The sequence below is a fragment of the Nonomuraea sp. CA-143628 genome (genome assembly GCF_050942315.1).
Taxonomy (GTDB): Bacteria; Actinomycetota; Actinomycetes; order Streptosporangiales; family Streptosporangiaceae; genus Nonomuraea.
Genome location: NZ_CP192072.1, coordinates 11,825,845 through 11,838,690, shown reverse-complemented (window position 1 = coordinate 11,838,690; position 12,846 = coordinate 11,825,845). Strand labels below are relative to the sequence as shown.

Annotated in this window: 10 protein-coding genes; 6 read left to right on the top strand and 4 right to left on the bottom strand. The window is 69.8% G+C overall.

The genetic code is table 11. From position 1 onward, the window contains the following. Positions 1-2 precede the first annotated feature (2 nt). From ACQP2T_RS53360 to ACQP2T_RS53350, 3 genes are all read right to left on the bottom strand, one after another. Positions 3-1,208 (bottom strand): acyltransferase family protein, encoded by a 1,206-nt coding sequence (locus tag ACQP2T_RS53360; protein WP_433512444.1) that lies wholly within the window; start codon positions 1,206-1,208, stop codon positions 3-5. A 176-nt stretch (positions 1,209-1,384) separates the two neighbouring features. Then, positions 1,385-3,022, bottom strand: coding sequence for an LCP family protein (locus ACQP2T_RS53355; RefSeq protein ID WP_433512443.1), 1,638 nt, complete (start codon positions 3,020-3,022; stop codon positions 1,385-1,387). Between the two features lie 170 nt (positions 3,023-3,192). Beyond that, the gene (locus ACQP2T_RS53350; protein ID WP_433512442.1) at positions 3,193-4,623 is read right to left on the bottom strand and encodes a hypothetical protein; all 1,431 of its coding nucleotides are present in this window, start codon (positions 4,621-4,623) and stop codon (positions 3,193-3,195) included. Positions 4,624-4,861: 238 nt separating this feature from the next. On the opposite strand from ACQP2T_RS53350, the gene ACQP2T_RS53345 reads away from it, so the two are divergent. The 3 genes from ACQP2T_RS53345 (at position 4,862) to ACQP2T_RS53335 (ending at position 8,936) form a co-directional block, all read left to right on the top strand. Then, entirely contained in the window at positions 4,862-6,895 is a 2,034-nt protein-coding gene (locus ACQP2T_RS53345) for a hypothetical protein (RefSeq protein ID WP_433512441.1), read from the top strand. Positions 6,896-6,979: 84 nt separating this feature from the next. Then, entirely contained in the window at positions 6,980-7,873 is an 894-nt protein-coding gene (locus ACQP2T_RS53340) for a glycosyltransferase family 2 protein (protein WP_433512440.1), read from the top strand. Position 7,874: 1 nt separating this feature from the next. Next, positions 7,875-8,936 carry a glycosyltransferase family 4 protein gene (locus tag ACQP2T_RS53335; protein WP_433512439.1) on the top strand — a complete coding sequence of 354 codons (1,062 nt, stop codon included), beginning with the start codon at positions 7,875-7,877 and terminating at the stop codon, positions 8,934-8,936. On the opposite strand, the gene ACQP2T_RS53330 is transcribed toward ACQP2T_RS53335, so the two are convergent. Next, positions 8,837-9,796 carry a lysylphosphatidylglycerol synthase transmembrane domain-containing protein gene (locus tag ACQP2T_RS53330; RefSeq protein WP_433512438.1) on the bottom strand — a complete coding sequence of 320 codons (960 nt, stop codon included), beginning with the start codon at positions 9,794-9,796 and terminating at the stop codon, positions 8,837-8,839. The genes ACQP2T_RS53335 and ACQP2T_RS53330 overlap by 100 nt on opposite strands. A 92-nt stretch (positions 9,797-9,888) precedes the next feature. Between ACQP2T_RS53330 and ACQP2T_RS53325 the strand changes: the two genes are divergently transcribed. The 3 genes from ACQP2T_RS53325 to ACQP2T_RS53315 all read left to right on the top strand — a co-directional run bounded on the left by ACQP2T_RS53325 (position 9,889) and on the right by ACQP2T_RS53315 (position 12,825). Further along, positions 9,889-10,716: a methyltransferase domain-containing protein gene (locus tag ACQP2T_RS53325; protein WP_433512437.1), complete on the top strand. Its 828-nt coding sequence runs from the start codon at positions 9,889-9,891 to the stop codon at positions 10,714-10,716. Beyond that, entirely contained in the window at positions 10,713-11,612 is a 900-nt protein-coding gene (locus ACQP2T_RS53320) for a lysylphosphatidylglycerol synthase transmembrane domain-containing protein (protein WP_433512436.1), read from the top strand. The genes ACQP2T_RS53325 and ACQP2T_RS53320 overlap by 4 nt, the downstream gene beginning before the upstream one ends. Before the next feature lie 94 nt (positions 11,613-11,706). Beyond that, positions 11,707-12,825 (top strand): glycosyltransferase family 4 protein, encoded by a 1,119-nt coding sequence (locus tag ACQP2T_RS53315; protein ID WP_358550795.1) that lies wholly within the window; start codon positions 11,707-11,709, stop codon positions 12,823-12,825. Positions 12,826-12,846: the final 21 nt, after the last annotated feature.

Sequence of the window (12,846 nt, the reverse complement as noted above, 5' to 3'; positions counted from 1 at the left end):
GCTTAACTTCCTGAAGGGCGGCGGTATAGCCAGGTTAGGCGGGGTTCGAGGACCCACTTGAACACGGTGCGCGTCTCGGGGAGGCACAGCACGATGGCCAGGGCGAAACAGCTCGCACTGATCGCCAGCACCCCGAGCGGGCCGTGCAGCCAGGGCAGCTCCAGCCACCCCATCTCCTTGGCGACGAGGACGGGGATGCCGTGGAGCAGGTAGCAGTAGAGGGTGCGGGTGCCGAGATCGGTGAACCACGTCTCACGCCTGGGCACCAGTGCCAGGACGGCATAGCTCATGGCCAGCCCGCAGATCAGCAGCCCGGCGCGCACGCCGAGGCCCATCCACCAGGACAGGTCCATGTCCTGGAAGCTGTGCTTGTAGTAGAAGGGCTTGAGCGGCGCCTTGGGCGCGATGAAGATCGACACCGCGGCGGCGCCGAGCACCACGAACACCGAGACGATCTTGATCCACCGGCGGTTGAGCAGCTCGAAGTGCTCGGGCTGGGTCACGAGCCCGATGACGAAGAACGGCATCAGGCCGAAGAACCGGTCCATGCTGAAGTCGCCGGAGATCTGCGAGAACCCGGCGAACAGGTAGATCGCGATCGCCACCGGGATCGGGTGCTTCATCCGCTTCCACACGGGGGTGGACAGTCGCCAGAACAGCAGCGCCAGCAGATACCAGTTGATCCACGCGGGGTCGATGATCGTGAGGCTCCACTTCTGCCCCAGGCTGAGCCGGACCAGCGCGTAGCCGACCTCCACGATCACGTACGGCACGACGAACGTGTCGACCAGTTTGTTGGTCTTCGCGTTGGAGTTCCAGAAATTTCTGGACAGGTAGCCACTGATGAGCACGAACAGCGGCATGTGGAAGGTGTAGATGAAGATGTAGAGCGACCTGGCGGAGTCGGTGTTGAGCGTCGGCACCAGCGAGTGGCCGACGATCACGAACGCGATCAGGACGAACTTGACGTTGTCCAGATAAGGGTCGCGCTTCCGCCTGGGCGCCTCGGGCTCGGGCGACGGCTCCGGCTCGGGCTCCTTGTCCTCCGCCTCTGGCGGGGTGGTGCCGTGCGGATCCGTCTTCTCACTCCAGAAAGCCTCCTCCGGTAGCGGCCACTGAGCTCCTGTGCTCGCGGGACCGGTGGCCTCATCGGCGTCACCGGGACCCTGGGGAGTCGTGGTCGGTGGGGAGTGCTTGGTGTCAGACACTACGGAGTCGCTCAGCTTCGCTCGGGGTCGGGGGAACGCGACAGCAAGCACGCGGCACGCGTTTTTGATCGCGTGGGGCGAGCCCGCGTCGCCGACCCGCAACACATTATCCCGGCCGCGAGGTTCCTGTCTCACTAGCGGTGCGAGAACACCCGGTTACACAGGGAACTTGGAGGTCAGGTGCAGACGTTCTTCTGCTTGTCTGCGGAGATCGTGCTGTTGGTGACGCTGTCGGGGAGTTTGGTGACCTTGACCGACTTGAAGTCCTCGCCGATGATCAGCTGGATCACGGGCGGGTTCGCCGTGGCCGGGGTCGACGAGGGCACGGGCACCGGGGCGGTGTAGACGTCGGTGGTGGTCGGCTTGAGCTTGCCCGCCGTCGGAGTCGGCTTGGGCTGCATCGCCTTGATCAGCACGTCGCTGTAGGTGGTGCCGTCGGCCGCCTTCTTGGCGTAGCGGACCTGGGTGTTGGCCTGGCTCTTGCCGTCGGCGGCCAGGTAGTTGCCCACGCCCGTGACCTTGAAGCCCTCCTTGCTCAGCAGGTCGGCGACCTCGCGGGCCTTGCCTTGAGTCGTGGTGCCGTTGAGCACCTGGACCTGGACCTGCTCCGGCTTGACGTTGATCTTGGGCTTGGTGGTGGCGGTGCCGGTCGTCGCCGCGGCCTCGGGCAGCTCGACGTCGCTCTTGATGGCGTTGAACAGGTCGTTGGCGTCGGGCTGCTTCCAGACCACCCGGTTCTTGTCCTCAGGGTCCGGCTGCCACGGGATCGTGGTGAACTTGACCCCGCCCGCCGTCATCTTCGCCGCGCTCTTGGCGATGTCGATGAGCTGAGCGGTGTCGTTGGCCAGCTCCGGGTCCATCGTCACCGACTTGGCCGTGGCCTTGATGAAGCTCGTGAGCTTGCCGATGTCGGTGAGGAGCTGGCTGCTCGTGGCCTTCTGTACGACCTTGCTCAGGAAGATCTGCTGGCGCTTGATCCGCTGGATGTCGCTGCCGTCACCGTAGTGGCGCAGCCGGACGTAGCCCAGCGCCTGCTCGCCGGTCAGCAGGCTGTTGCCCGGGGGCAGCTTCAGGTGGGAGTTCTTGTCGTCGACGCCGTTCTGGAGGCAGATCGTGATGCCGCCGAGCGCGTCGACGATGTTCTTGAAGCCGCTGAAGTCGACCTCGACGTAGTGGTCGATGCGGATGCCGGTGAGGGTCTCCAGCGTGGACATCGTGCAGGCGACCCCACCCGAGCTGTACGCCGAGTTGATCATGGCGCGTTGGGCCGGCATCTCCTGCTTCGTGGTTTCGTTCTTGCACCTGGGGATCTGCACCATCGAGTCACGCGGGAAGCTGATGAGCCGCGCCTGGTCCCGGTTGGGCGAGATGTGCATCAGGATGATCGTGTCCGTGCGCTTGCCGCCGGCGTCGGCCGTCCTGGCCAGCTTCTGGCCGTATTTCGCGTTGCCCTTGCCCGCACGGGTGTCGGAGCCGACCAGCAGCACGTTGAGCGCGCCGGTGTCCGGAGGCCGGGGGGTGAGGATGTCTTGCTTGAAGCCCCTCTGGTTGATGTTGCTGAAGGCGTCGCGGTAGAGCGTGTATCCGGTCAGCGCGCCGGCGACCATGAGCGAGGTGGTCGCGATGCTGATCCAGGCCAGCACGCGCATCTTGTTGCCACCGCCGTTACCGCCGCCGCGGTGGCCGCGGGGCGGCAGGTCCTCGGGTGGCGGCGGAGGAGGGTTCGACGCCGCCGCCCGGCGCGACATCCGGCTGCCGGGCTGTGTTGAGGCGACCCTGCGGTCCTCCACGGACACGCTCCAATGGTCACTCATGCGCCCCCTCGCCCAGTCCGGTCGGCTCGGTCGTTCTGCGCCACGAGACTAGGTCACCGACGGCGTGCCCGCAGCCATGACCAAGAGAATCGACCGTGACTCGGGCGTGATGTTACCGGGCAAAAGCATACTCAGAGCTGGACATTTCGTGGAATATCCTCGACAAACTCTTAGAGTTTGCGCAGGTCAGGGCGGGTGGCCAGGGCCGCCGCCAGGCAGGCCAGGGGTACGGCCGGCAGGACGTACCGGTAGTCGAACTCGGCCACCGCGGCGGGCATCAGCAGCAGAAATACCGACGTCGACCAGGGCAGCAACCACGCGGGCGGCTCATAAACCCCTCTCACGGATCTGGTGAGTCGCCGCCTGATCGCCAGGGCGGGGGGGACGAGCAGGACGGCCAGCAGCACGGTCCCCGGCAGCCGGGCCACGTCCTGGTAGGCGCGCATCCAGCCCGCGTACGGCTCGACGACCTCGGTGCCGATCGGCCCCTGCTCGTAGCGCTTGCCCAGGTCGACGCCCAGTTGCGCGGCCCACCGGCCGGGCGGTGGCGGCGAGATGGCGGGGAACTCGTAGTAGTCGTAGATCTCGTGGTCGGGGTAGACCGGCCGGCCCCAGACGAACGAACGGCCCAGCTCCGACAGCACGGAGGCCGCGTAGTCGAGCGGCTGTTTGCGGATGGCCAGCGAGGCGAACCTGGCCGCCAGCTCGTCGGTCTGCTGGGTGAAGGTGATGTCGGGCAGCGCGACGAGCGGGGAGTCCTTGGCCCAGATGTACTCCTGCGAGGGCGGCCGCTGATCGGGCGGCCGGGGGTCGCAGAGCACCTTGAGGTCCGGTGGGGGGTCCATCTTGGCGCAGTCGGCGAACGACATCGTCCGGGCGTACAGGAACGCGCCGTTCGCCCCGACAATGCCGACGCGGTGGTAGGTGGCGTAGAACCAGCCCCCGTACGCGAGGATCGGCGCCAGCGCGGCCACGACCACCACCCCGGCCAGCCCCACCCGCCTGCGCAGCAGGAACCAGGCCGCCACGACGACGATCAGCGGCTGGCCGACGGTCCTGGTGAGCGTGGCGGCGGCCAGCAGCAGCCCGACGGCGATCACCATGGACCGGTCGGCCAGGGTGAGGGCGACCGCGGCGACGATCAGGAACATGAAGAGCGTGTCGGAGACGAGCAGGTGCTCCAGCTCGATCTGGTAGGCGTCCAGCAGCACCGGCACCGTGGCCAGCGTCGCCGCCCACCTGGGCGCCCGGCGCGCGCACCAGTAGACCAGCACGCCGGTGGCCAGGCCGAGCAGGTGCTGCGCGGCGGCGACCGCGCCGAAGGAGTGGAACGGTTCGAGCGCCTTCATGAAAGCCGAGTAGCCGGCGGGGCGCACCAGGTCGGGGCGTGGGTGGAAGACGGTGACGATGTAGGTGTAGGAGTCGGGGAACCACAGGGCCGGGCGGTAGCCCAGCATCGTGACCACCCGCAGCACGGTGCCCAGGGTCAGGACCGCCAGGAACCAGCCGTGCCGCCGCACCAGGGAGGCCGTCCGGGCGGGGTCGCCGACGGGCGTCGCCTCCTCCACCTGTACGTTCTCCCGCTCCCGCTTCACCGGCACGTCGCGTACGCTACCCGCGTTTCCGACGATCTCGCGTAACCGGCCACAGCGGGCGCGGTGTGGTCGCGCGTAACCGCCCACAGCGGGCGCGGTGTGCGGACGCGCATAACCGCCCACAGCAGGCGCGGTGTGCGGACGCGCATAACCGCCCACACCCGACACACCCGACGCACCTGACGCGCCGAAGGCCCGTAGCCGCGTCGCGGGGCCCGCTCGTTGGATACGCTCGCGATCACCGATGAGAATCGCCTGGCCGGACCGGACGCGCAGGCCATCGGCGGGCCGGGTGCTCGCCGTGGCCTCGATCCTGCCTGCCCTGATCGTGGCCGGCTGGCTGCTCGCCGCGCTTCCTCTGCTGCTGTTGGGCTGGTACCAGCCGGTGCCCGCCCTGGTGCTCGGGGTGGTGGTCATCGGGCTGCTGTGCCGGTTCGCCGTTCGCGGGCCGCTGAAGGTCGTCGAGGCGACCGGGCGGCAGGTCGGCGCGGTCGTCGCCGTCGCGGTGGGGTCGGGTGTGTTCAACGCGATCACGCACACCGAGCAGTTGATCGTCAGGCGTGACCCCGCCACGTACGCGCAATATGCCATCTGGCTGGCCCGGCACGGCTCGCTGCCGATCATCCCGCAGATGGAGGCGTTCGGCGGGCCCGATCCGGCGCTGCGGTTCGACAGCATCGGGTTCTATCCCGCGGACGGGGCGGTGGTGCCGCAGTTCATGCCAGGGCCGCCGCTGCTGTTCGCCGCGGGTGACTGGCTCGGCGGGCTCGGCGCCATGCTGCTGACACCGGCCGTGCTTGGGGCGCTGGCCGTGCTCACGCTGGCGGGGGTGGTGGGCCGGCTCGCCGGTGGGCGCTGGGCACCGGTGGCGGCGCTGGCCTTCGCGGTGAGCCTGCCGATCCTCTACACCTCGCGGACCACCTTCAGCGAGATCCCCTCGCTGGTGCTGCTGTTCGGCGGCCTGGCGCTGGTCCACGACGCCCTGGCGCGGGAGGACAGATCGCGGGGCTGGGCGGCGGCGCTGGGCGGGCTGGTGTTCGGGCTGGCCGTGCTGGTCAGGATCGATGGGCTGCGTGACGTGCTGCCGGTCCTGGCGTTCGCCGGGGCGCTGATCGCCTGGCGGCGCCTCGGCAGGCCCCAGGGGGCGCTCGGGTTGCCGCTCCTGGCGGGGCTCGCGACCGGTGCCGGGTTGGGGCTGCTGGCGGCGTACGTGCTGGCGCGGCCGTATCTGTCCTATCTGTCCAAGTCGGTCAATCCGCTGCTGGCCATCTGCGCCGCCGTTCTCCTGATCACCCTGGCCGGTACGCTCGCCGCGCCCCGGCTGGCCCGCATCCGGCTGCCCAGGTGGCTTCCGGACGTGGGAGCCGCGCTGGTCGTCCTGATCGTGGCGGGGCTGGCCGTGAGGCCGTGGCTGCAGACCGTGCGACGGGTGGCCACGACGCCGGAAGACCGGCTCACCTCCGAGTTCATCAGACAGACGCAGAAGGCCAACGGCCTGCCCGTCGACGGCACCCGGCTGTACTCGGAGCTGTCCCTGCACTGGGTGAGCTGGTACGTCGGCATCCCCGCGATCGTCCTGGCCACGCTCGCCGCGGCGGTGCTGGTGCGGCGGCTGCTCAGGAACGGCTCCCCGGCCGAGTGGCTGCTGCCGCTGGCCGTCATCGGCTGGACCACTGTGACCACGCTGCTGCGCCCGGAGATCACCCCCGACCATCCATGGGCCGCGCGCCGGCTGGTCCCGGTGGTGATCCCCGGGATGATCCTGCTGGCGGTGTGGGGGCTGGAGTGGGTGCGTACGCGGGCGCCCATGCGCGGGTACGGCCGGTGGATCGGCGTCGTGGGCGCTCTGCTCATCCTGGTGCCACCGGCCATCACCTCGATCGGCACCGCGTTCAGCCCGGTGGAGCGGGGCGAGCGGGCGGCCGTCGAGGCGATGTGCGCCAAGATCCCGCCGAACGCCTCGGTGCTGATCATCGAGCGGGTGACGGCCAACCGGTTCACCCAGGTCGTCCGGGGCATGTGCGACCGCCCGACGGCCCAGCTCGTGGTGGTAGGGAAGAATACGGCAAAGGAAGAAGACGTGCGCCGCCTGATCGATCGCGTCCGGGCCGTCGGCCGCGTCCCGGTCGTGCTGGCGGCCGAAGAGGGCCAGGTCGCCCCGTACGGCCCGAAGACGCAGGTCATGGCCCTGAGATCCCGGCAGGACGAGCGCTCACTCGTCGACGCGCCGAACGGCACCTGGGGGTTCGGAATCAGCGTGTGGATGGCCGTTGCCTGACCTGTGTGTGGACTTTTCTCCCTGCTGGGCAGAGTACCCTCGACGCACGTGAGCACGTCTGAGACCCCCCAGAGTGGATACGCCGTGGAAGAAGCGCCATACGTCACGATCGTCCTGCCGTGCTACAACGAGCAGGATCACGTCATCGACGAGGTCGAGCGCATCACGAAGGCGATGGACTCGAGCGGCTACACCTACGAGCTCGTGGCGGTCGACGACTGCTCCACCGACGAGACGCTGGCCAGGCTGCATGAGGCCGCGCCCCGGTTCGAGCACCTGCGGATCCGTGCCTTCCACCGCAACGGCGGGGCGGGCACCGTGCGCCGCATCGGCTCGCAGGAGGCCAGGGGCGAGATCGTCGTCTGGACCGACGCCGACATGACCTACCCCAACGAGCGCATCCCCGAGCTGGTCCAGATCCTGGAGAAGGACGCGACCGTCGACATGGTCGTCGGTGCCCGCACCTCCGAGGAGGGCTCGCACAAGCTGCTGCGCGTCCCCGCCAAGTGGGTGATCCGCAAGGTGGCGGAGCAGCTCGCCGGGCAGAAGATCCCTGACCTCAACTCCGGGCTGCGCGCGTTCCGCAGGACGGTGGCCAAGCCCTATCTGCGGCTGCTGCCGCCCGGGTTCTCCTGCGTCACGACGATCACGCTGTCGTTCCTGTCGAACCAGCATGACGTCTACTACCTGCCGATCGACTACGCCAAGCGGGCGGGCAAGTCGAAGTTCAGCTTCGTCTCCGACGCCTACCGCTACATCCTGCAGGTGCTGCGGATGATCATGTACTTCAACCCGCTCAAGGTGCTCATGCCGCCCGCGTTGTGGCTGGTGGCCATCGGGTTCGTGAAGGGGATCTGGGACATGATCCAGCACCCGTTCTACTTCCCCGCCAACACCGTCATGATCTTCCTGTCCGGGCTGCTCATCGGGTCCGTGGCACTGCTGGCCGACCTGATCGTGCGCTCGCGGGGCGAATAGCGTGCGCATCGCCATCGTCGGCCCCACCTATCCGTACAAAGGGGGCGGGGCGCAGCACACCACCGAGCTGGCGCACCGGCTGACGGCGCTCGGTCACGACGTGGTGATCGAGTCATGGCGGGCGCAATACCCGGCCTTCCTCTATCCGGGCCAGCAGACGATCTCGGCGCCCGAGGGCACTCCCTTCCCCAAGACGCTGCGCCGGCTCGACTGGCGCAATCCCGGCGGCTGGGTGGCCTGCGGGCGCCGGCTGCGCTCGGCCGACCTGGTGATCCTGGCCGTCCTGAGCCCGGTGCAGGTGCCGGCCTACCTCGGCATCCTGTACGGCCTGGGCGGCAAGGCCAGGACCGTCGCCCTGTGCCACAACGTGCTGCCGCACGAGCGCAAGCCCTACGACCGGCCGCTGATGAAGGCGCTGCTCAACCGGGTCGACGCCGTGCTCACTCACTCCGACCAGCAGGCGGAGCTGGCGGCGTCCCTGACCGGCAAGCCGGTGAGCGTGGCCGGGCTGCCGCCGCATCTGCCGTCCACGACCGGTGAACGCTCCGCCGAGGTGCACGGGCGGCTGCTGTTCTTCGGCATCGTCCGGCCGTACAAGGGGCTCGACCTGCTGCTGCGAGCCCTGCCGGAGGGGGTCGGGCTGACCGTGGCGGGTGAGTTCTGGGGCGGGCTCGACGGGACCCAGGCGTTGATCGGTGAGCTGGGCATCGCCGACCGGGTGGAGCTCCGGCCCGGTTATGTGGCCGCCGAGGACGTGCCGAAGCTGTTCGCCGCGGCGGACGCGCTCGTCCTGCCCTACCGCAACGCGACCGCCAGCCAGAACGTCTGGCTCGGGCACGAGCACGGCGTGCCGGTGATCGCCACCCGCGTCGGGGCGCTCGCCGACCACATCACGGACGGCGTCGACGGGCTGCTGGTCGAGCCGGACGACGTCGAGGCGCTCAACGGGGCGATCAAGCGGTTCTACGCCCCGGGCGAGCCCGAGCGGTTGCGGTCGGGCGTCAAGGCGGTCGACCCGGAGCCGTTCTGGTCGTCGTACTCCGCGGTGCTCCTCGACGCCTGACGGCCCAGCAGGAAGGCGATGCCCGCGGCGACGGCGTCGCCCAGGGTGAACGCCAGCCGCGACACCACCGCGACCGCGTAGGCCGGGCCGGTGCCGATCAGCGGCGAGAGCACGAGGATCATGGCGCCCTCGCGAACCCCGACCCCGGCGGGCACGACGAACGTCAGCAGCCCGGTGGCCCAGGCGAACGCGTAGGCCCCGGTCGCCACCACGTAGAGGTCCCACCTGCCCGACAGCAGCCAGGTGTGCAGGCCGTACACGAACCAGCCCAGGGCGGTCCAGCCCACCGCGACCAGCACGGTACGGCCGGGCAGCACGCTTTCGAGCGGCTCCTTGCGCGCCAGGCGCAGGGCCAGGTTGAGACCCCAGGTGAGCACCTTGGGATGCAGGCACACGATGATCACGGGGACCAGCAGCAGGAGATACCACGCCTGGCGCACGGCCTGCTGCGTCGCCAGCGTCGCGGCGGCGATCGACAGCGCGACCCCCAGGTTGATCACCAGGGACAGCGAGATGCAGGCGAACGTCCGGCGCGGCGGGCTGCCGTGGTCACGGCCGAGCTCCATCATGGCGGCGTACGCCCAGACCGAGCCGGGGATGTACTTGCCGAGCTGGCCCACGAACATGATCCGCCCGGCCACCGGCAACGGCAGCGGCGACCCGAGCCCGGCCAGCACCCCGCGCCAGGCGAGCAGCATGCAGAACTGCCCGGCCAGCACCGCGGCGAACGCCCCGAGCACCGCCCACGGCGACAACGCGGTCACGGCCGCGGTGGTCTCACCCCAGTTCCGTGCCAGTCCGTAGCCGAGGAAACCGAGCGCGACCAGCGCCAGGACGACGCGCAGCAGGCGGCGGAGCATTGGTCAAGGCTAACCGCGGGCGGTCACGGATAGCCAGACGATCGGGTCTTCGATCGTTCGGCGCCTCTCGTACGCGGGTACTGTTGGGCGGCGTGGGTAAGGAACGGGTCGCGCAGCTGGAGTACTCCGAGTTCCAGTCGGCGATGCTTGACGAGGAGAAACGCCGGCGCAAAGCCGCCAAGATCATCGCGGTGGTGGAGCACTTCCACGGCCCGCTCGGCGGGCTGACCGTCGGCGACGTCGGCTGCTCGGCCGGGTTCATCGCCGACGAGCTGGCCGGCGCCGGGGCCGAGCACACGCTGGGCATCGACATCGACGTGCCCGGACTGCGCAAGGCGGCCGACCGGTTCGGCGAGCGGGTGGCGTTCGTCTGCGGCGACGGCACGGCGCTGCCGTTCCCCGACGGCTCGCTCGACGTGCTGGTGTTCAACCACATCTATGAGCACGTGGTCGACCCCGACGCCGTGGTCGCCGAGATGCACCGGGTGCTGTCCGACGACGGCGTGCTCTATCTGGGGCTGGGCAACCGGCTCGGCGTCATGGAGCCGCACTACAAGCTGCCGTTCCTGTCCTACCTGCCGCCCGCGCTGGCCGACCGCTATGTGCGCGCCTTCGGTCGCGCCGACCACTACTACGAGCGCTACCGAACCCGGCGCGGGCTGCGCCGGATGCTGCGGGCCTTCCACGTGTGGGACTACACCTTCCCGGTGCTGGCGACGCCGACGCGGTTCGCCGGGTCCGAGCTGTTCCCTGGCGCGCTCGGCCGCGTGGTGCGAACCGTGCTGGCGCGCACGCCGCGCGCGGTGCTGCGCCTGCTCCTGCCGATCGTGCCCACCTACCTGTGGGTGGCGACCAAGACGCCCCGGCGCCCGGCGGGCGCCGACCTCCCGCAGCCACCCGAGCCGGTCCGCCCGCTGTGAGCACCATCAAGCCCGGCACATCCGGCAAGGCGCCCGGCTTGCGGAAGGTCGTGCGGTTCGGGTTCCTGCTGGTCGCCCTCGGGTTCGGCGGGTGGGCGGTGGCGTCGCAGTGGGACGCCGTGGTCGCCGGGTTCGCCCGGCTGAGCTGGCCGCTGCTCGCCGCCTCTCTGGTCGGGGTGGTGGCCGCGCTGCTGTGCGCCATGCTGACCTGGCGCACCCTGCTGGCCGACCTCGGCTCGCCGCTGCCGCTGCGCCCCGCCGCCAAGGTGTTCTTCGTCGGCCAGCTCGGCAAGTACATCCCCGGCGCCGTCTGGCCGGTCCTGGCCCAGATGGAGATGGGCCGCGACCTCGGCGTGCCTCGCCCGCGCAGCGCGGCGGTGTTCTTCCTGATGATGCCGATCCAGCTGGCCACCGGCCTGCTCGTCACGCTGGTCACGCTCGGCTGGGACCGGTTCGGCTGGCTGCTGCTCCTCGTCCCCGTGCTGCTGGTGCTGCTGGAGCCCAAGGTGATCAACGGGCTGATCGGGTTCGGGCTGCGCAAGCTCAAGCGCGAGCCCCTCGAACGCCAGCTGACCCGGCGCGGCATGCTCATCGCGCTCGGCTGGGCCCTGGCCGGCTGGATCTCCTACGGCGTGCACCTCTACTTCATCGTGCCGCAGAGCGGCCTGCTCTTCGCCATCGGCGCCTTCGCCCTGTCGTGGTCTCTGGGCATCATGTCGTTCGTCGTGCCCGCCGGTGCCGGTGTGCGGGAAGTGGTCATGGTGGGCGTGCTGGCGCCCGTGATGCCCGCCGGTCCGGCCATCGCCGTGGCTCTTTCATCCCGGATCGTCATCGTCATCGGGGACCTGATCTGCGCGGGTATGGCGGGAATCGCGGCTCGGCGCGACTCGGTGTGATTTGGACCACGAATTGGGGCCCACTGGTCATAAGCTGAACCGTAGAGGGGGGCGAAAGGCCCCACGTTGATCTTGAGGGGAGAAGATCTTCGTAATGCCTCGAGTGCTCGTCGACGCCGCGGCGGTCCCCGCGGACCGTGGGGCGTTGATCAGATACGTGGACGGGCTCGTCGCCGGGCTCGACCGCGCGGGTGCCGACCTCGCGGTGGTCTGCCAGCGCGCCGACGCCGACCGTTATGGGCGCCTCGCGCCTTCGGCCCGGATCATGCCGGGCCCCGTCGCCATCACCAACCGGGCCGCCAGGCTCGCCTGGGAGCAGAGCGGCGTGCCGCTGCTCGCCCGCCAGGCGGGGGCGCAGGTCATCCACGCCCCCTACTACTCGATGCCGATCCGCGCGGGTTTGCCCACGGTGGTGACCGTGCACGACGTCACCTGGTTCACCGAGCCCGACCAGCACAGCGCGGTCCGGGCGTCGTTCTTCAGGTCCGCCACCCGCACCTCCGTACGTCACGCCACCCGCGTCATCGTGCCGTCCAAGGCGACCAGGGACGAGCTGATCCGCGTGCTCGCCGCCGATCCGACCCGCATCGACGTCGCCTACCACGGCGTGGACCAGCGGGTCTTCCACCCGCCGAGCGACGCCGAGATGCTCCGCGCGGTCACCAGGTGCGGCCTGCACGGCCAGCCGTACGTGGCCTTCCTCGGCGCGCTCGACCCGCGCAAGAACGTGCCCAACCTGATCCGCGGCTTCGCCATGGCCGTCAAGAGCCTGGACCACCCGCCCGCGCTGGTGCTCGGCGGCGGGGTCCACGAGGACGACGTCGACGAGGCCTGCCGGGAGGTCGAGGCCACCGTCAAGGTGGTGCGGCCGGGCTACCTGAGCATCCCGGACCTGCCGGGGTTCCTCGGCGGGGCGGTCGTGGTGGCGTTCCCGTCGCGCGGCGAGGGGTTCGGGCTGCCCGTGCTGGAGGCGATGGCCTGCGGCGCGCCGGTGCTCACCACCCACCGCACCTCGCTGCCCGAGGTGGGCGGCGACGCGGTCGCCTACACCGAGCCCGACGCCGACAGCATCGCCAGGGAGCTGGGCCAGCTGCTCGCCTCCACCGAGCGGCGGCTGCAACTGCGCGAGGCCGGTCTGGCCAGAGCCCGCGAGTTCACCTGGGAGGCGTCCGTGGAGGCGCATCTCAGCTCCTACCAGCGCGCGATCGAATAGTTGGATAACCTCACCGAGTGA